The organism is Paenibacillus sp. RU5M, assembly GCF_900221055.1.
GTDB classification, from domain to species: domain Bacteria; phylum Bacillota; class Bacilli; order Paenibacillales; family Paenibacillaceae; genus Paenibacillus; species Paenibacillus marchantiae.
On record NZ_OBQM01000002.1, the window covers coordinates 1053911 to 1072274 of the forward strand.

13 protein-coding genes are annotated in these 18364 nt (G+C 49.1%); 5 read left to right on the forward strand and 8 right to left on the reverse strand.

Features of this window, described 5'->3' with window-relative positions:
* Positions 1-405: 405 nt before the first annotated feature.
* The 3 genes from CRO25_RS34130 to CRO25_RS10650 all read right to left on the reverse strand — a co-directional run bounded on the left by CRO25_RS34130 (position 406) and on the right by CRO25_RS10650 (position 9057).
* Complete coding sequence (locus tag CRO25_RS34130; RefSeq protein ID WP_306291804.1) at positions 406-7299, reverse strand: hypothetical protein; 6894 nt, start codon at positions 7297-7299, stop codon at positions 406-408.
* 166 nt (positions 7300-7465) lie between these two features.
* Positions 7466-8419: an SDR family NAD(P)-dependent oxidoreductase gene (locus CRO25_RS10645; RefSeq protein WP_079694888.1), complete on the reverse strand. Its 954-nt coding sequence runs from the start codon at positions 8417-8419 to the stop codon at positions 7466-7468.
* Between the two features lie 116 nt (positions 8420-8535).
* Positions 8536-9057, reverse strand: coding sequence for a TetR/AcrR family transcriptional regulator (locus CRO25_RS10650; RefSeq protein ID WP_079694889.1), 522 nt, complete (start codon positions 9055-9057; stop codon positions 8536-8538).
* Between the two features lie 566 nt (positions 9058-9623).
* On the opposite strand from CRO25_RS10650, the gene CRO25_RS10655 reads away from it, so the two are divergent.
* From CRO25_RS10655 to CRO25_RS10665, 3 genes are all read left to right on the forward strand, one after another.
* Positions 9624-10043, forward strand: coding sequence for a MarR family winged helix-turn-helix transcriptional regulator (locus tag CRO25_RS10655; protein WP_063568299.1), 420 nt, complete (start codon positions 9624-9626; stop codon positions 10041-10043).
* 27 nt (positions 10044-10070) lie between these two features.
* Positions 10071-10721, forward strand: a complete 651-nt coding sequence (locus CRO25_RS10660; RefSeq protein ID WP_064639252.1) for a nitroreductase family protein — start codon at positions 10071-10073, stop codon at positions 10719-10721.
* A gap of 86 nt (positions 10722-10807) precedes the next feature.
* On the forward strand, positions 10808-11104 hold the full coding sequence (locus tag CRO25_RS10665; protein WP_079694890.1) for a putative quinol monooxygenase: 297 nt from the start codon (positions 10808-10810) through the stop codon (positions 11102-11104).
* Between the two features lie 19 nt (positions 11105-11123).
* Here the strand turns inward: CRO25_RS10665 and CRO25_RS33320 are convergent, their stop codons facing one another.
* The 5 genes from CRO25_RS33320 to CRO25_RS10690 form a co-directional block, all read right to left on the reverse strand.
* The gene (locus CRO25_RS33320) at positions 11124-11288 is read right to left on the reverse strand and encodes a hypothetical protein (RefSeq protein ID WP_179132127.1); all 165 of its coding nucleotides are present in this window, start codon (positions 11286-11288) and stop codon (positions 11124-11126) included.
* Between the two features lie 99 nt (positions 11289-11387).
* A complete protein-coding gene (locus CRO25_RS10675) occupies positions 11388-12395 on the reverse strand; it encodes an iron ABC transporter permease (RefSeq protein ID WP_079694892.1) in 1008 nt (335 codons plus the stop codon).
* Positions 12392-13399: an iron ABC transporter permease gene (locus CRO25_RS10680; protein ID WP_079694950.1), complete on the reverse strand. Its 1008-nt coding sequence runs from the start codon at positions 13397-13399 to the stop codon at positions 12392-12394. The genes CRO25_RS10675 and CRO25_RS10680 overlap by 4 nt, the downstream gene beginning before the upstream one ends.
* 12 nt (positions 13400-13411) lie before the next feature.
* Complete coding sequence (locus tag CRO25_RS10685) at positions 13412-14386, reverse strand: iron-hydroxamate ABC transporter substrate-binding protein (RefSeq protein WP_079694893.1); 975 nt, start codon at positions 14384-14386, stop codon at positions 13412-13414.
* Between the two features lie 115 nt (positions 14387-14501).
* Positions 14502-16148 carry a helix-turn-helix domain-containing protein gene (locus CRO25_RS10690; RefSeq protein WP_079694894.1) on the reverse strand — a complete coding sequence of 549 codons (1647 nt, stop codon included), beginning with the start codon at positions 16146-16148 and terminating at the stop codon, positions 14502-14504.
* Between the two features lie 535 nt (positions 16149-16683).
* Between CRO25_RS10690 and CRO25_RS10695 the strand changes: the two genes are divergently transcribed.
* Both CRO25_RS10695 and CRO25_RS10700 read left to right on the forward strand, forming a co-directional pair.
* Positions 16684-16965, forward strand: a complete 282-nt coding sequence (locus tag CRO25_RS10695; protein WP_063568292.1) for a helix-turn-helix transcriptional regulator — start codon at positions 16684-16686, stop codon at positions 16963-16965.
* Positions 16966-17036: 71 nt separating this feature from the next.
* Complete coding sequence (locus tag CRO25_RS10700) at positions 17037-18233, forward strand: MFS transporter (RefSeq protein ID WP_079694895.1); 1197 nt, start codon at positions 17037-17039, stop codon at positions 18231-18233.
* Positions 18234-18364 lie beyond the last annotated feature (131 nt).

Below are 18364 nucleotides of genomic sequence, written 5' to 3' on the forward strand. Positions count from 1 at the left end.
TCCTCAACCCTTTCAACGTCCACTCGTATATTTCTACGAAACGCTCGTTTAATGTTATGTTTGTGTTATTATTTGTTCTGTTATGGATATTTTGCAAGTTCAAATTCAACCAAATTCCTTTACCATATGGATAAGGACGACGATATCCTCTTAATTCCTTACATCATTTTCATTAGGATTAGCGTTATTATATGAGTTGGAATCAATTTTTTGAAGTTCACGGCAGCTTTCTTGTCACCACACCTAAAAATATCTAACATGCTTGTTAACCATAACGAAACCAAATCTAAGGAATTTTTCCTGTATGTAAAAAAGACAGATCAGGTTGGATATAACGGTTGATCCAACCCGGATCTGTTTTCATGTTTGTTTATTTTAATGGGGGAATATTGGATAATTGTTGCCTCATGTCAATTCATGTACTGACCATACAATACCGTTCGTTGTCCCAATCCCCAGGTTCAGAGTAATGGTTAATCCATTCGCTGCGTAATACAACCCGATCACATCGCCAGCGTTCAACGCCACCTCCGCAGCTAGCGTTACAGCTCCACTACCAAGTATTGCCCGCAACGTGAGTAGCGTCACACTGATATTCAGGATTGGCAATAGTCCATTGACCAAAGTAGTGGTAGTGGGGGATGTTCTTTGCACCAGAAACGCTGGATTGACCCCAGCACCCAATGAGATAGCAATCGCGGCAGTTGTAGAAAAATTGATTGTTGCCACAATCGAGTAGGTCCCCGTATTGGGCACCGTGTAATTGCCTGTAGTTGCATTAAAATTTGCATTGCCATAGTAAGGACTTGCTGTACTCCAGTTGGTTAACTGTGCACTGGTTGCTGTTGATAGGTTAGCCAAAAATGCAGAGAACCCTTGTGCAGCTAGATTGGGCCCTGATGCACCTGTAGCACCGGTGGCTCCCGTGGCTCCAGTAACTCCAGTCGCCCCGGTAGCCCCAGTTGCGCCAGTTGTCCCCGTTCCCGTCGCGCCAGTGGGACCGGTGGCTCCTGTAGCTCCCGTTCCGGTTGCCCCTGTCGCACCTGTTACACCCGTTGAGCCCGTTGCACCTGTAGCTCCGGTTGTTCCCGTTCCGGTGGCGCCTGTCGCACCTGTAGCTCCCGTTGCTCCTGTTCCCGTTGCTCCTGTCACACCAGTTACTCCAGTAAGCCCCGTTGCACCTGTGGCTCCTGTTGTTCCCGTTCCCGTTGCTCCTGTCACACCGGTTACACCCGTTGAGCCCGTCGCACCTGTAGCTCCGGTTGTTCCCGTTCCGGTGGCGCCGGTCACACCGGTTACACCCGTTGAGCCCGTCGCACCTGTAGCTCCGGTTGTTCCCGTTCCGGTGGCGCCGGTCACACCGGTTACACCCGTTGGACCCGTCGCTCCTGTAGCTCCGGTTGTTCCCGTTCCGGTGGCGCCTGTCGCGCCTGTTACACCCGTAAATCCTGTTGCGCCAGTGGCTCCTGTGGTTCCGATTCCCGTTGCTCCTGTCACACCGGTTACACCCGTTGAGCCCGTCGCACCAGTGGCTCCAGTTGTTCCCGTTCCTGTTGCGCCTGTCGCACCAGTTACCCCAGTAAGACCCGTCGCGCCGGTAGCTCCTGTTCCGGTTGCACCGGTCACTCCCGTTACACCAGTAGAGCCCGTTGCTCCAGCGGCTCCTGTTGTACCTGTTGTTCCTGTTGTTCCTGTTGTTCCTGTTGCGCCTGTCGCACCTGTTACACCCGTTGCACCCGTTGAGCCGGTGGCTCCTGTAGCTCCCGTCGTTCCTGTTCCGGTTACACCTGTCGCACCAGTTACTCCAGTAAGACCCGTTGCTCCAGTGGCGCCAGTTGTTCCCGTTCCCGTTGCCCCTGTCACTCCGGTTACACCCGTTGAGCCCGTCGCACCTGTAGCTCCGGTTGTTCCCGTTCCCGTTGCGCCTGTCGCACCTGTTACACCCGTAAATCCTGTTGCGCCAGTGGCTCCAGTGGTTCCGATTCCCGTTGCACCTGTCACTCCGGTTACACCCGTTGCACCCGTCGCGCCGGTGGCTCCTGTAGCTCCGGTTGTTCCCGTTCCGGTGACGCCTGTCGCGCCGGTGGCCCCAGTCGTTCCCGTTGCTCCTGTGGCACCAGTAGCTCCCGTTCCTGTTGCACCTGTCACACCAGTAAGTCCTGTATTACCAGTTATCCCAGTAGATCCTGTCGCTCCAGTGGCTCCTGTAGCTCCCGTTCCTGTTGCGCCTGTCGCACCAGTTACCCCAGTAAGGCCCGTTGCTCCAGTGGCTCCAGTAGCTCCTGTTCCCGTTGCGCCTGTCACTCCGGTTACACCCGTTGAGCCCGTAGAGCCGGTGGCTCCAGTAGCTCCGGTTGTTCCTGTTCCCGTTGCACCTGTCGCACCAGTTACTCCAGTAAGACCCGTTGCTCCAGTGGCTCCAGTTGTTCCCGTTCCCGTTGCCCCTGTCACTCCGGTTACACCAGTTGAACCCGTCGCACCAGTGGCTCCTGTAGCTCCCGTTCCTGTTGCGCCTGTCGCACCAGTTACCCCAGTAAGACCCGTCGCGCCGGTAGCTCCTGTTCCGGTTGCACCGGTCACTCCCGTTACACCAGTAGAGCCCGTTGCTCCAGTTGTTCCGGTTGTTCCGGTTGCGCCTGTATCACCAGTTACTCCAGTAAGCCCCGTCGCACCTATAGCTCCGGTTGTTCCCGTTCCCGTTGCGCCTGTCGCACCTGTTACACCCGTTGCACCCGTTGAGCCGGTGGCTCCTGTAGCTCCCGTCGTTCCGGTTCCGGTTACACCTGTCGCACCAGTTACCCCAGTAAGACCCGTCGCACCGGTAGCTCCTGTCGTTCCTGTTCCGGTTGCGCCTGTCGCGCCTGTCGCACCTGTTACACCCGTTGCACCCGTCGCACCAGTTACACCCGTAAATCCTGTTGCGCCGGTGGCTCCAGTAGCCCCGGTTCCGGTTGCACCTGTTGGACCGGTTACCCCAGTTGAGCCCGTCGCACCTGTAGCTCCTGTTCCCGTTGCACCGGTCACTCCAGTTACACCAGTAGAGCCCGTTGCTCCAGTGGCTCCTGTTGTTCCTGTTCCGGTTGCGCCTGTTACTCCGGTTGTTCCTGTTCCCGTTGCACCTGTCGCACCAGTTACCCCAGTAAGCCCCGTCGCACCAGTGGCTCCGGCTGTTCCTGTTCCGGTTGCACCTGTCACTCCGGTTACACCAGTAGATCCTGTCGCGCCAGTGGCTCCAGTCGTTCCCGTTCCCGTTGCGCCTGTCGCACCGGTTACACCTGTAAATCCTGTTGCGCCAGTGGCTCCAGTCGTTCCGGTTCCCGTTGCTCCTGTCACTCCGGTTACACCAGTTGAACCCGTCGCGCCGGTAGCTCCTGTAGCTCCGATTCCGGTTGTACCTGTCGCACCAGTTACTCCAGTAAGACCCGTCGCACCTGTAGCTCCAGTTGTTCCTGTTCCCGTTGCTCCTGTCGTACCGGTTACCCCAGTTGAACCAGTCGCGCCGGTAGCGCCGGTTGTTCCCGTTCCGGTGCCTCCTGTCGCACCTGTTACACCCGTTAATCCTGTAGCTCCAGTTGCTCCCGTTCCCGTTGCTCCTGTATCACCAGTTACCCCAGTAAGACCCGTTGCACCTGTAGCTCCCGTCGTTCCTATTCCCGTTACACCTGTCGCACCAGTTACTCCAGTAAGACCCGTTGCTCCAGTGGCGCCAGTTGTTCCCGTTCCCGTTGCGCCTGTCACACCTGTTACACCAGTTACCCCAGTTGAACCAGTTGTCCCTATTCCAGTTACACCTGTCGCACCTGTTACACCCGTCAATCCTGTTGCGCCTGTCGTACCAGTTACACCTGTTGATCCTGTTGCACCAGTAGCTCCAGTTGCTCCGGTTCCGGTGGCGCCTGTCGTACCAGTTGCACCCGTTGAGCCCGTTGCACCGGTAGCTCCAGTCGTTCCTGTTCCGGTTGCGCCTGTTGCACCAGTGCCTCCTGTCGTTCCTGTTCCGGTTACACCTGTTGCACCAGTGGCTCCAGTCGTTCCTGTTCCGGTTACACCTGTTGCACCAGTTACACCCGTTGAGCCCGTTGAGCCGGTGGCTCCTGTAGCTCCAGTAGCTCCGGTTGTTCCGGTTCCCGTTGCTCCTGTCACTCCGGTTACACCAGTTGAACCCGTCGCGCCGGTAGCTCCTGTTCCGGTTGCACCTGTTGCACCGGTTACCCCAGTTGAGCCAGTAGATCCTGTCGCACCTGTTATTCCAGTAAGACCCGTTGCACCTGTGGCTCCAGTTGCTCCGGTAGCTCCTGTTGTTCCCGTTCCCGTTGCACCTGTATCACCAGTTACACCCGTAGATCCTGTTGCACCAGTAGCTCCAGTATTTCCCGTTCCTGTTGCACCTGTCACTCCGGTTACACCCGTAGATCCCGTCGCGCCTGTGGCACCGGTGGCTCCGGTAGCCCCAGTTGTTCCTGTTCCCGTTGCTCCTGTCGTACCGGTTAAACCAGTTGAGCCCGTCGCACCAGTAGCTCCCGTTCCTGTTGCACCTGTCACTCCGGTTACACCAGTAGATCCTGTCGCGCCAGTGGCTCCCGTTCCCGTTGCGCCTGACACACCGGTTACCCCAGTTACACCTGTAGCCCCAGTCGTTCCTATTCCCGTTGCTCCTGTTGCACCGGTTACCCCAGTAAGACCCGTCGCGCCGGTGGCGCCTGTAGCTCCTGCTCCACCTGTTGCACCAGTTACTCCAGTAAGACCCGTTGCACCAGTAGCTCCCGTCGTTCCTGTTCCGGTTACACCTGTCGCACCAGTTACACCCGTTGATCCTGTATCTCCGGTTGCGCCTGTCGCTCCAGTTACTCCAGTAAGTCCCGTTGCTCCGGTGGCTCCAGTTGTTCCCGTTCCGGTTGCACCTGTTGCACCGGTTACCCCGGTTGAGCCCGTCGGACCAGTAGTTCCGGTTGTTCCTGTTCCGGTTGCGCCTGTATCACCAGTTACCCCAGTAAGACCCGTTGCTCCAGTGGCTCCAGTTGTTCCCGTTGCTCCTGTTCCGGTTGCGCCGGTCACACCTGTTGCACCCGTTGGACCCGTCGCGCCGGTGGCTCCAGTTGTTCCTGTTCCCGTTGCTCCTGTCACTCCGGTTACACCAGTTGGCCCCGTTGCACCTGTCGCACCAGTTACCCCAGTAAGACCCGTTGCGCCGGTGGCACCAGTAGCTCCAGTTATACCAGTAAGCCCTGTTGCACCAGTAGCGCCGGTTGTTCCCGTTGCACCTGTATCACCAGTTACACCCGTAGATCCTGTCGCACCAGTTACTCCAGTAAGCCCCGTTGCTCCAGTGACACCGGTAGCTCCTGTCGTTCCGGTTGCACCCGTTGAACCTGTCACTCCAGGATCACCCGAAACTCCAGTTATCCCTGTTGTGCCAGTTACACCTGTTATGCCCATTGCTCCCACAGCTCCGGTTGCTCCAGTCGAACCTGTAACGCCTGTTGTTCCGGTCACCCCAGGATCGCCTGTCACACCTGTTACACCAGTAGATCCTGTCGCACCAGTGGTTCCAGTGGTTCCAGTCGTTCCAGTCGTTCCTGTTCCCGTTGCACCTGTCACTCCGGTTACACCAGTAAGCCCCGTCGCGCCAGTTGCTCCAGTTGCTCCTATTCCGGTGGCGCCTGTCGTACCGGTTACACCCGTTGAACCTGTCACTCCAGAATCACCCGTTACTCCAGTGCTACCGGTGGTTCCAGTTACACCCGTAGATCCCGTTGCACCAGTGGCGCCGGTTACACCCGTTGAACCTGTCACTCCAGGATCACCCGTTACACCCGTCACTCCAGTGCTACCGGTGGTTCCAGTTACACCTGTTATTCCCATTGCTCCCACAGCTCCGGTTGCTCCAGTCGAACCTGTAACGCCTGTTATTCCGGTCACTCCAGGATCGCCTGTCACACCAGTTACACCCGTAAATCCCGTTACACCAGTAGCTCCAGTTGTTCCAGTCCCGGTTGCACCTGTCGCACCAGTTACTCCAGTAAGCCCTGTTGCGCCGATGGCACCAGTAGCTCCAGTTACACCAGTTGAGCCAGTCGCGCCTGTAGCTCCGGTTGTTCCCGTTCCGGTTGCACCTGTCACTCCGGTTACGCCAGTTGAACCCGTCGAACCTGTAGCTCCAGTCGTTCCTGTTCCCGTTGCACCTGTCACTCCGGTTACACCAGTAGAGCCAGTTTCACCAGTGGCTCCGGTTATTCCCGTTCCGGTTGCACCTGTCGCGCCAGTTACTCCGGTAAGACCCATCGCACCAGTAGCTCCGGTTGTTCCTATTCCCGTTGCTCCTGTTACACCGGCTATCCCAGTAAGACCCGGTGCTCCAGTGGCGCCGGTGGTTCCAGTAGCCCCGGTGACTCCTATTCCGGTTGAACCTGTCACACCAGTTACCCCAGTTGATCCCGTCGCACCAGTAGCTCCAGTTATTCCTGTTCCCGTTGCGCCTGTCACACCTGTTACACCAGTAGGCCCCATTGCACCAGTTGATCCCGTCGTTCCTGTTCCGGTTACACCAGTTACACCCGTAAATCCTGTTGCGCCTGTGGTTCCGGTAGCCCCGGTGATTCCTACTCCGGTTACGCCTGTCACTCCAGGATCACCCGTTACACCCGTCACTCCAGTGCTACCGGTGGTTCCAGTTACACCTGTTATTCCCATTGCTCCCACAGCTCCGGTTGCTCCAGTCGAACCTGTAACGCCTGTCACTCCAGTACCCCCGGTTGTTCCTACTCCAGTCGCACCTGTAGTTCCTGTAGCGCCTGTTATTCCGGTCACTCCGGGATCGCCCGTCGCTCCAGTTATCCCTGTCGCACCTGTTGCACCTGTCGTTCCTGGATCACCAGTATTTCCCGTGGTTCCAGTTGCACCTGTTGTCCCAGAGGCTCCCGTTGATCCAGTTGCACCCGTATTACCTATAACGCCCGGATCACCAGTTGTACCTGTTACTCCAGTCATTCCTTGGACTCCAGCTAATCCCGTTATTCCTATCAAGCCAGTAGCTCCCGTATTACCCAGCTTACCTGCTATTCCCATAGCTCCTGTGGTTCCCGTAGCTCCGATTGCACCTGTCTTTCCTTGAAAGCCTCTATATCCCCTAGGTCCACGAAGCACAAAGCATCTGGATCTGACAGCTCTTTTCTTTTTAAGTGCAAGCTTCTTTTTGGATTTACATTTGAATTTTCCTTTTTTAGAAACGCGAGTGCCTGCTTTTTTTAATTTGCGTTTGGTTGTATTGATTGAGGAAATTTTGCGTTGCTTTTTGGACATATAGCTCACAAGAAATTCCCCCCTCCTTATACACCGTATCTATTCTCCGCTTTTGCAATACTACACTCTATGTCTAGGACATGTTTTGTGCACCGCCCATTAATGAAGTCATATCAGCATTCACAATTTATTTATTGATTGATCAATTATAAATCCACATACACATTTATTTCTTTTGCAGCTCACCTATCGTCTGTGCAATCCCTTCTTCAAAAGAAGTCATCTTCACCGGCCCAACGTTGGCCTCGTATTTCTTTTTACTCAACACCAGCGGTTCTTCTGTCAAATATAACATTTCAACAACTTCTTTCATTACCGGTACGGCCAATCCAAGCAGCGAAAGTCCTGTTTTGCCGAGGGCTATGACCGGTTTCGCTTTACCCGCTTCCTGTTGTGCAATACGTACGATTTCCTTACCCGATATTATGCCAGCACCAGGGATATTCCAGTTCTGCCGATAGGCATTATCTCTGCCCGCCAACTCCACAACCATGACCGCTGCATCTGGCAAATATATATATTCTCGTGGAATTTTCATAGTTCCGATAAAAAAAGTCATTTTTCCTTCCGCTATTGCTTCAAGCGTAGACCCCAGGTAAGAAGCCTGATTGGCAGTAGGACCATAATAATCAGGCAAGCGAACAATCATTACTTGCGCTTTGCGCCATTTGCTGCTAAATAACATCTGCTCAAAAGCAAGCCGAGTCTTTCCTTTTCGAGTATGCGGCTGCTTTGGATGTTCTTCAGTCACTTCTTTCATTTGTCTTCTGCCATACGGATAAATCCCGTCAATGACGACCACCTTTAGGCCCAGTTGTTCTGCCGCCTCCATAACGGATTCACCCAGAGGAATCAGCTTGCTCTCCATTTCGTTATAAGGTACATTCACACAATGAAACATTACATCGGCTTCTAGTGAAGCAGCTATAATATCATCGGATCGGAATGCATCTCCGATAGCGATCTGTAGATGATCAGGTGAACCCAGTTTTACCGCAAGTTGCTCCAGTTTTTGACGTGAGCGACCAAAAATGATTGTAGAAATGCCACGTTTAATCAATTCCTCTGTAATCGCTGCGCCCGTTCCACCTGTTGCCCCAACCACGATTGCTCTTTTCATTTCATCTCAACCTCTTTCTCTCAATTAGTTATTGATCAATTACTTACTTAAACACAATATAACGTATATTTAGTGATTGATCAATAACTAAAATGCAAAAAGGGACTCTTCCCTTTCTATCTATCCATAAGCTCTGGCATATCCAGTGCGGTCGATATATTACATAACATGCCGATTGCCAAGAATATTAACGTTCTTTGCTTTGGATTGGCACTGCCTGCCGCTGTAAAAGCTTCCAATACCATATCTCGAACCTCTGCGAATCCTTTTTGCATTGCTTGACGGATGACTTCCTCCTGAACCGTCTGCGCCTGCATTTGCAGCAAAATTTCGTTCTTGTGAGATTTAAGAATCTCTTCATAGGCTTCAGTTAACTCGTTCTCCAACTGATCTGGGGAAGCTGTCTCCACCACCGCTCGAAATGAATCAATCAATCGCGTCCAGGATACCTCCAGTGCTGTTAAAAGCAAAGCTTCTTTGCTTTTAAAGAAACGAAAGATATACGGTTGCGAAATATTTGCTCTTTCTGCTACCTGAGCTGTGGTCGCCCGGAAATAGCCGATTTCAGCAAACACCTCAATCGCTGCGGATATGATATCACTACGTCGATTAACCGATACCGCTGCATTTTTAGCCATGGTAATCACACCTCCATTTGTTAGTAATTAATTGATCAATAGCTTGAAGTATATAGGAAAGTCTAATGCATTGCAAAGAGACTCATCACTCCGATCCAGGATAAACTGAACCGACTCCCCCCTCCAACATGCTATTATCGTCCGGCAGGAATTTGCATTCATCCCTCCAATCTAAGCACAGCTTAGAACTCTCTATTGTTTAAACATTTCTGTGACGTCAATTTCATCTGTATGTACATCACCTTCATTATAGTTGATAATTATTCTCAATCGCAATATAAATCAATATAAAGTTACTTGAATGGATAACCTACACCTACGGAACCAAGAAGACTATCGCTTTGGAATAGATGGATTTATCTTCACATGACTACCCTGTTGCAAAATCAAAACACCCATGATATATTAATTGAGCCATCAATGATTGATGCATCAAATATTGATACGTCAAAGATTAACTTAGCAGATATTACTGACTAAGCAATGGCACTGTATAATGGCAACTTTATGTATTTTGTTCACATAAGCCGTTGTTCATGGTCGAGATTCACCCGGGAGGTCTAGTCATGACACGTGTGTTTTCCAAGGAGGAGCAGATTATCAATCTGCTAAACGGGCTGGGTAACAAGATCAGCCCCAAGTTCGAACGCTGTACGGGCATCAGCTCATCACGCTTTGAGATTTTGCATGAGTTGGATCAGGTGGACGAGATTAATCAGTCCATGTTGCAAAAAATTATTAATATAGACAGTGCGGCGATCACTCGCCATCTGAAGCAGCTTGAAGCCGATTCGATGGTCACCAGACGTAAAAATCCGGAAGACAACCGCGTTACCTTTGTCCGCCTTACGGATGAAGGACGGAAGCAAATCGAAGGTTATAAAGTTGAGAAAACCAATTTTATCAATCAAATTCTACAGGATTTTAGTGAAGAAGAAGTTCATCTGCTTGCTGATTTCCTGGAACGAATGCAAAACAATTTTTAAACCCATATATAGAGGAGAGAACCATACATGAGTACATTCCAAAGCACTTTTCAAAAAACAAATGATTTTAACGAAATTACTTACGGCCGCCGGTCTGTAAAACTATACGATCCTGAAGTCAAAATCAGCCGTGAAGAAATGACAGAAATTCTGGCAGAAGCTTCTCGTGCCCCATCTTCCATCAATTTGCAGCCTTGGCGTTTTCTCGTTGTAGATACGGCTGAAGGCAAAGAAAAGCTTGCTCCTCTCGCGAAATTCAACCAAAATCAGGTTTTGACTTCCGCAGCAGTCGTTGGTGTATTTATTGATATGAACAATGTCGAGTACATGGACGAAATTTTTGGTAAAGCTGTCGAGCTCGGTTATATGCCACAGGAAGTCAAGGAAATGCAGCTCAAAACTGTAATGCCTTATTATGAAAATATGCCCGCTTCCGCTCTTCGCGATGTCAATCTGATTGACGCGGGTCTGGCTTCCATGCAATTGATGCTCGCTGCACGTGCTCATGGGTATGATACTAACCCAATCGGTGGTTATGAGAAAGATCAAATTGCTGAAGCCTTCGGTATGGATAAAGATCGTTACCAACCCGTTATGCTGATCTCGATCGGTAAATCGGCCAAAGAAGGTCACCCTTCCTACCGTCTGCCTGTTGAGACGATTACGACTTGGGCATAATATCAGTCAACATTTTACATGTAAAACACCGTTTTCATTCAGAAACAATAACAACATTGTAAATACACTATTGGAGGTTGAATATTATGATTATCATTCACGCTCACTTGCAAGTTAAACCAGACCAGGAACAAGCTTTTTTGGAAGCAACAAAAGTGCTGATCCCTGCAACACGCAATGAAGAAGGCAACATCAGCTATGATCTCGCCAAAAGTACTGAACGCGAACATCATTACACGATGATTGAACTGTGGAAAGACGAAGCCGCTACAGCTTCCCACAACACTAGCGCCCATTTCCAGGCTTTTGTTCAACAAGCAGCAGCATTCATGGCTGCTCCAATGAACGTTGAAGTATTCGCTGGAGAAGCGGTTAAACGCTAAAAACCGAACCTTACATTCATTAGTTAATCAGACCGACGAAATCGGTCTGATTGTGAAAAAGAAACCGCTCCTCGTCATGCTGACGGGTGAGCGGATTTTTCGTTTTCCTCAGAGCTGAAAATAATCCGGCAGGCCCACCACCAATAATCGTTACATCAAACATACTGGCTAGCTTTAGTTTCACCTTTCCCCCGTCAAAACTATAAACAAAGGCTATCCCTTGTCTTGACGACAAAAGATAGCCTCATTAGCTAAGTGTTCAATTAGTCTAAAGCATTTTAGATTATTTCTTCAATAATAAATAGACAAAATAAGGCACACCGATTAGGGAGACCATAATTCCTGCTGCAATTCCATCAGGATCAACCAGGTTGCGTCCAACCGTATCTGCAATTAATAGAAGCCAGCCTCCAAGCAGAACGGCAACAGGAATAAATAACGAGTTACGTGGACCGACCAGCGCTTTGGCGATGTGTGGAGCCATCAAACCGATAAACGCGATCCCTCCCGTAACCGATACAGCAGATGCGGCAGCTGCAACAGCAATCACCATGAGTACCAAGCGTTCCCGCTCCAGCTTCAACCCCACTCCGATCGCTGTTTCTTCGTTCAGCCCCATCAGATCAAGCCGTCTGGTTCTGAACAAAGTAAGCGGGATTAACACAATCAGCCAAGGCAGCAAAGCCCATATGAATGGCCAGTCTGCCCCCCATATGTTTCCGGATATCCATTTGGCAATAAAGTCGACCTTGGAGCGCTCCGCGGAAGAGATGATGACGATCATGATGCCTGACAGCGCCATCGAGAATCCAACCCCAACCAGCACCATTTTTATGGGATCAAGTCCCTTGGTCCGGCTATAGGAGAACAGATAGATGAGCGCCGCTGTCAGTAATGCACCGATAAAAGCAGCTAACGGCAACATATAAACGAATGTGCCCGCTTCAATCGGGAAATACAGAAAGAAGATTGCAACAGCAACACCTGCACCTGAATTGATTCCGATGATGCCTGGATCGGCCAATTCATTACGCGTAATACTCTGCAAAATAGAGCCTGACAGCGCAAGGGCCATACCAGCTAGTAATGTAATAAAAATTCGAGGTAATCGGACCGAAAACAGAACAAAGTCTTCTTTAAATGTACCTTGACCAAATAACACCGGAATTACCCTTTTGAAAGACAACGAGGAATAACCCCAGCTCATACCTACCACAGCCGTGATGAGGATCAGCAGCAAACACACGAGCAGAATCAGTCGTTGCTTGCGAATTCGCGCAGACATTGTCATGAGAATGCTTTGCCCCCTCTACGCACAACGAACAGGAAGAAAGGTAAACCAAGCATGGAAGCTATGGCGACCACAGGTGTTTCGTAAGGTGCATTTATCGTTCGACCCAGTGTTTCGGCAAGCAGCATAAACGATGCTCCGGCAAAAATGGATACGGGTATAATATACCGATAGTCCGTGCCCACCAATTTACGGACAATATGCGGGATCATTAAGCCGACAAAAGCCATATTCCCAATTAATGCAACCGACGCTCCGGTAAGCACGATGACCAGCAGGAACAGAATGGTTTTGACGAGTACAAGCTTCTGCCCCAGTCCAGTCGCAACCTCATCGCTCAAGCTAAGAATGTTGATCTGGTTGGAAAGGAACGGAACTACAGCTAGACCAATCAGTATGACAGGCGCAATGGCTTGAATCTGGCCCCATGTCGTTCCGATGAGTCCTCCCGAAGTCCACATGGATACATCCTTGGAAATTTTGAAAAAGATACTGATGCCATCCGAGATGGCATACATAAAAGCAGATACCGCTGCCCCGGCCAGCACTACCCGGATAGGGGATAAGCTCCCCCTCCGCATTGAGCCGAGCACAATAACCAATGCTGCTCCAAGTGCAGCACCAACAAAACAAGCGACCATAATTCCAAAATATCCGAGTGATGGCATGAAGACAAAAGCCAGGGCGAGTGCCATATTGGCACCTGAAGTCAGACCCAGCAGTCCAGGATCAGCCAGCGGATTGCGAGTAATTCCCTGCATGATGCCTCCGGAGACGGCGAGAGCCGCTCCGATCAGCATGGCAGCGAGTTCCCGTGGAAGTCTGATCTCTCGCAGAATAAGAATATTATCGTTCTTCGTCGCAGAGGTGAGGGTCAGCCACAAATTGCGAAATGTTGTTTCTTCTGCGCCAAACATCATGGCGATGATGAAGCACACGATAAGTACGAGTACACTACCCAGCAGCTTAGTAGCAAACCGAAAAGGAATTCGTTTATTTTTCATCACGTTCAAGGTTTACTTGCCAAGAAAATGTTCGATAAAAAATTCCAGCTGGTATTCCATACTGAGTGGATCATTGAAGTAGAATGCCTTGGCATCGGCTTCAAATACTCGATTATTTTTCACCGCATCAATATTTTTGTATGTTTCGGTATTTTGGAACGAATTGTCCTCATCGGCATTTTTACTGAATATCACATAGTCTCCCATGTAGTCTTTCAGTACTTCGTTCGATACAGCAAAGAATCCGTCTTTCTTGGTCGCTTCCTTGACCTTATCTGGCATGCCTAAACCGAATTGATCATACAGTATTTCCGTTCCACGTCCGAATTTCTCGCCATACACATAAAGTTGTTTATTAAACGTTTCAATAACGGATACAGTCGCATTCGCGCCAATTTTAGCTTTGATTTCTTCCCCTACTTTTTTGCTTCGAGCGTCAAAATCTTCAACCCAAGCCTGTGCTTCTTTTTCTTTGTTCACAAGCTTTCCGATCTCCAGTTGTTGCTTGAGGAAGTCCACCTTACCATATGTATAGGTGACTGTTGGCGCAATTTGCTTCAACTTATCTACGTTCTTGATATCAGACAGGCCGATAATCAGATCCGGGTTCAATTCAATAATTTTCTCCAGACTTTCGTCGGTAACCGCCTCTGTATTCGCTAGTTTTTCTTTGAAATTTGGGTTCTCCTTGGACATTTCATCCACACCAACCAGCGGCACATCCAGCGCCATCACGTTTCCTGTCAGGAATCGGGTCAGCACAACCACGCGTTGCGGATGGGAAGGAACTTCCACAGGACCCGTCTCCGATTGATAAGTGAACGTGCCCGAATCTGACTCGGATGAAGAACCTGCGGAATCCGTGTTCGAAGAAGTGGATTCGTTGGATGTAGTTGCATTCTCCGTTGTATCTTTGGCTGAGTTGCTTCCACAAGCGCTAAGCAATAAAACCAGAATGAATATAAATGGAACAAAAAGCTTTCTCATTAGATGACTCTCTCCCTTTTCTCTTTGAATATGAAAATCATTCTCATTACAATAGCTAATTATAGGCATGCAGGATGAACCTAACCATGCCTTTTTGTTTGAGAAAACCTTTGGATTATTGGATGCCACTCCATAAGGATACAGCACGTCCGAGCTGCAGACGAATGGAAACCGGATTGTAGGGTATCCACTCTTCCTGCTCCAGATCATAGACCCGATTTCGCTTCACTGCCTCGAGCCCTTTCCAGTATTCCGAGTTAAATATACCTTCTGAATGAGCTTTGGACCCTTTTTCATCTGGAAAAACAATGACGAGCATACGAGTGCCCTCGTAATCCTGAAGTTCCGACAGTTGGATAGAGACCGAATGAAATTGGTCGCCAAACCTCTGTATTTCCTGGGCAATCTTGGCCGGAGGACGTAATCCGAGTGATTGATACATCACATATCCGACATTTCTGTTTCCATATATTTGTATATCATCCGGTTTTATGACGAGAATAGTCAGTGTCTCATTCACAATCTGACTCGTTTGAATGGCTTCCCGTGCCTGCTGTTCTTCCCTTTCAAAGTCTGCCAGCCATTGTTCTGCCTTCTCCACCCTTTGAATCGCCTGTGCGATAAACCGCAAATGTTCTTTCCACCCAAGCTCCATCCACGCAATTTCAACAATAGGAGCGATGGATCTCAGACGTTCAGAACTTAATCCGTTCATATGTAGATGCTGATTTGCTGCAATGATGAGCTCAATATTAGCATCTAGCAATGCGGACTTTATTTGTTCAGGTGAACTGTCAGAATGGATAAAACGTATCGTTTGAGGTGGGCTAACTCCCTCTGTGCTTACATATTCGCTGCTTTCCGAGATGACGACTGCTGGTTCCAATCCAAGTAACATTAAATGGCTTGCATAAGGTGCACACCACACAGCCACTCGTTGAGAAGGTCTGCGACGTGTGTAACCTGAAGGACTCTCTCCTGTCTGCTGCTTGAAGCGACGACTAAGATAGAATTCATCCTTATATCCGACCTTCAGCGCGATCTCACGAAGTGAAGCGGACCCGCCAATTAATAACTCTTTGGCACGGTGAACACGCAAGCGTGAGAGATACTCATTGGGTGAAAATCCAGTAAGCTGCTTAAATAGGATGGAGTAGTGAGAGCGACTGACTCCCGCAATTTCGGAAAGTCCTTCGGTTGTTATCTTCTCACTAACATGGTTTTCCATAAATGTGATGCTGCGTTCCATAGATGGTTGCTCACTCGCAATATATTTTGCTTCCATTCGTTCCAACAGACTCATCAGTACTTGATGAAACAGAATCTGGTTACGCATATGCCTGACTTCATTGCCAGGTAAACGATACATATAGAGCTCCTCAAGCTGTGCTGCAATCGCAGGTTCATAGAACTCAATAAGAGTTTCTGTTGCGAGCACACTGGACCGTCCCATGGCTATCATTGGCAGTGATCTCTTCTGTTCTTGCGTGCGAATGGAGAGGGTGTATATATGAAGTGGATGCATCTGATTCCCCTGTATAACGACATCACTCTGCGCCGGAATAAGGATTACCATGCCATCGGTGAGTTCGTATATGTGATCGTCGAGATGAAGTGAACCCTTACCACTTGAAACGGCCAACAGAACGGTTAGGTTCTCATGGATCCTATGTATCGGCATGGTTGACGTACTATACAATGATTGAATGCTGTCTGCTGTATATATTGGAAAATAGGACTCTGCCCATTCCGAGTTGTTCATTTTCTTATCCTCCGTGACTGTTATGACTGTTAGCGGAAAACTAAAATAATCGTTCCGTTCTGGGGTCACTCAGTCCACTTACTGATGATGGGATGATGCCTGATAAACGGCTCTGCATGACTATTTTAACATTAAGGCTTCCTTCAGAATACTAGCATTCCGATTATAAATAGCTTATACGATTGTCGCCATAATTATGGGCAAAAATTTCAACCGCATTCTGCAACGCAAGTTACTTTTACATAATGGTCTTAAATAAAAGATTCCATCCTATCCTTTTTTAACTCGAAGCTCAATCATGTTGCGGGGAGAGCCGATTCAGGCTGCGAACGCAAGAAGCCGGGAACACCTGATTTCAGGTGTTCCCGGCATGAGAGCCTGGTAAGATGGTAGCTATTTTGACGGAAAGCCCAAGCGACTCATCTGTTAAAATAAACTGCACAGTCTTATTCTCTGTTTACATTCAAAAAAAGGTGTGCTACATTATTTTTACGGATATAGAAATAACTACAGTTAGAAAAAAGGTGAATTTACGATGGTAGAAGAAAATGCGAATGTGCGTCAAGCTATTAAAGTGTACAAAGCGCTCGGAGAACCCACGAGAATCAAAATTGCCTTACTCCTTACGGAGGAGACAACTTTGTGTTGCTCGGATATCGAGTCTAAGCTGGAATCGGTAGCCAGCTCAACGCTTTCCCATCACTTGAAGCAATTGACAGACTGTGGACTGTTGAACCTCCGTAAGGAAGGAACGTATATCTACTACAGCGTAAACCGCGAAATGGCACAGAAATATGCGCCTTATTTGCTGGAGTAATTTTTTTTAAACATTATTTCTATAGAACTAGAAATATAAAACATTGAAGTATAGAGAGGAGCTTTACCCGTATGTCGAACGCATTGAAAATTTATATATTGGCTATTATCAGCTTTCTAGTTGGGACATCCGAATATATTATTGCAGGGATTTTGGATAAGGTAGCTGTAGATGTAGGTGTCTCCGTATCGGTCGCAGGTCAGCTGATTACCGTTTTTTCGCTGGCCTATGCCTTCGGCACACCGATCGTCATAGCCGTCACTGCACGTATGGAGAGACGTAAACTTCTCCTTTATGCGCTTGGTGTATTTGCAGTAGGCAACCTGATTGCCATCGCGTTACCAGGCTTTACATTCTTGCTCGTATCGCGTGTTGTTCTCGCGATTAGTACCGGCGTGTTTCTCGTTACCTCATTGACGGTTGCTGCCAAGCTCGCTGCACCTGGCAAACAAGGAAGTGCGATTGCAACACTTATAATGGGCTTCAGTGCCTCCTTAATTATCGGAGTTCCACTTGGAAGAGTCGCCGCTTCGGTTTATGATTGGAAGCTTATTTTCGGCGTTATCGGTCTACTAGGTTTGCTTGCCATGTTCTTAATCCTTATTGCTATTCCCCAATCCAATGGCGAGGCGCCTGTTCCGATTCGCAAACAGTTTGCACTGTTGAAGAAACCTGAAATTGCGATCGCGTTGGCTGTCGCCTTCATGTGGATTGGTGGATACTCTGTTGTTTACACCTATATTTCGCCCTACTTGCTGACCATAACCAAATTAAGCGAGCAAAGCGTAAGCATTGCACTCTTCTCTTTCGGTATCGCCAGCTTGTTTGGCTCTAAATTCGGCGGCTACAGCACCGATAGATGGGGAGCTCCCCGCACATTAGTCATTGGAATGCTGTTTAATACCATTGCTCTAGTTCTGCTCTCACTAGATGGACAATCGCCGTTGATCGTATTCCCGCTTCTGATGTTTTGGTCTTTTACAGTTTGGTCTTCCAGCCCTACCCAGCAATTTTATTTATTGTCACGTGCTCCAGAGGCATCCGGCATTATGCTTAGTATGAATACCTCCGTGTTGCATCTTGGCATGGCCGCTGGTGCTGGTCTTGGCGGTGTTGTCGTCGAGCAGGCATCACTGAGCTACATCAGTTGGATCGGCGCAACAAGCGTCATTCTGGCTGCTGTAACTGCTGCTACCTTCTTCCGTATTTCATACTTGCGAAAACGCCGCGAAGAAGTAAAATGCAGCCTAGTCGAGACATGTGCGTAATTCAAATCTTCCCAAAAAAGCCAGGCTGCTAATTTATGAACTGCACCCCATTTGTTAGACACGACTAACAATGGAGGTGCAGTTTTTTTGCCTAAATTCAGTTTAGATGAGAAATTGAAAGCCATTCATAG

Excerpts from the sequence above, each read along its gene's own strand:
- CRO25_RS10660 (WP_064639252.1), top strand. The coding sequence starts at position 10,071 with ATGAGTACATTCCAAAGCACTTTTCAAAAAACAAATGATTTTAACGAA.
- CRO25_RS10690 (WP_079694894.1), bottom strand. The coding sequence starts at position 16,148 with ATGAACAACTCGGAATGGGCAGAGTCCTATTTTCCAATATATACAGCA.
- CRO25_RS10645 (WP_079694888.1), bottom strand. The coding sequence starts at position 8,419 with ATGAAAAGAGCAATCGTGGTTGGGGCAACAGGTGGAACGGGCGCAGCG.
- CRO25_RS10700 (WP_079694895.1), top strand. The coding sequence starts at position 17,037 with ATGTCGAACGCATTGAAAATTTATATATTGGCTATTATCAGCTTTCTA.
- CRO25_RS10695 (WP_063568292.1), top strand. The coding sequence starts at position 16,684 with ATGGTAGAAGAAAATGCGAATGTGCGTCAAGCTATTAAAGTGTACAAA.
- CRO25_RS10665 (WP_079694890.1), top strand. The coding sequence starts at position 10,808 with ATGATTATCATTCACGCTCACTTGCAAGTTAAACCAGACCAGGAACAA.
- CRO25_RS34130 (WP_306291804.1), bottom strand. The coding sequence starts at position 7,299 with ATGTCCAAAAAGCAACGCAAAATTTCCTCAATCAATACAACCAAACGC.
- CRO25_RS10650 (WP_079694889.1), bottom strand. The coding sequence starts at position 9,057 with ATGGCTAAAAATGCAGCGGTATCGGTTAATCGACGTAGTGATATCATA.
- CRO25_RS10675 (WP_079694892.1), bottom strand. The coding sequence starts at position 12,395 with ATGACAATGTCTGCGCGAATTCGCAAGCAACGACTGATTCTGCTCGTG.
- CRO25_RS10685 (WP_079694893.1), bottom strand. The coding sequence starts at position 14,386 with ATGAGAAAGCTTTTTGTTCCATTTATATTCATTCTGGTTTTATTGCTT.
- CRO25_RS10680 (WP_079694950.1), bottom strand. The coding sequence starts at position 13,399 with ATGAAAAATAAACGAATTCCTTTTCGGTTTGCTACTAAGCTGCTGGGT.
- CRO25_RS10655 (WP_063568299.1), top strand. The coding sequence starts at position 9,624 with ATGACACGTGTGTTTTCCAAGGAGGAGCAGATTATCAATCTGCTAAAC.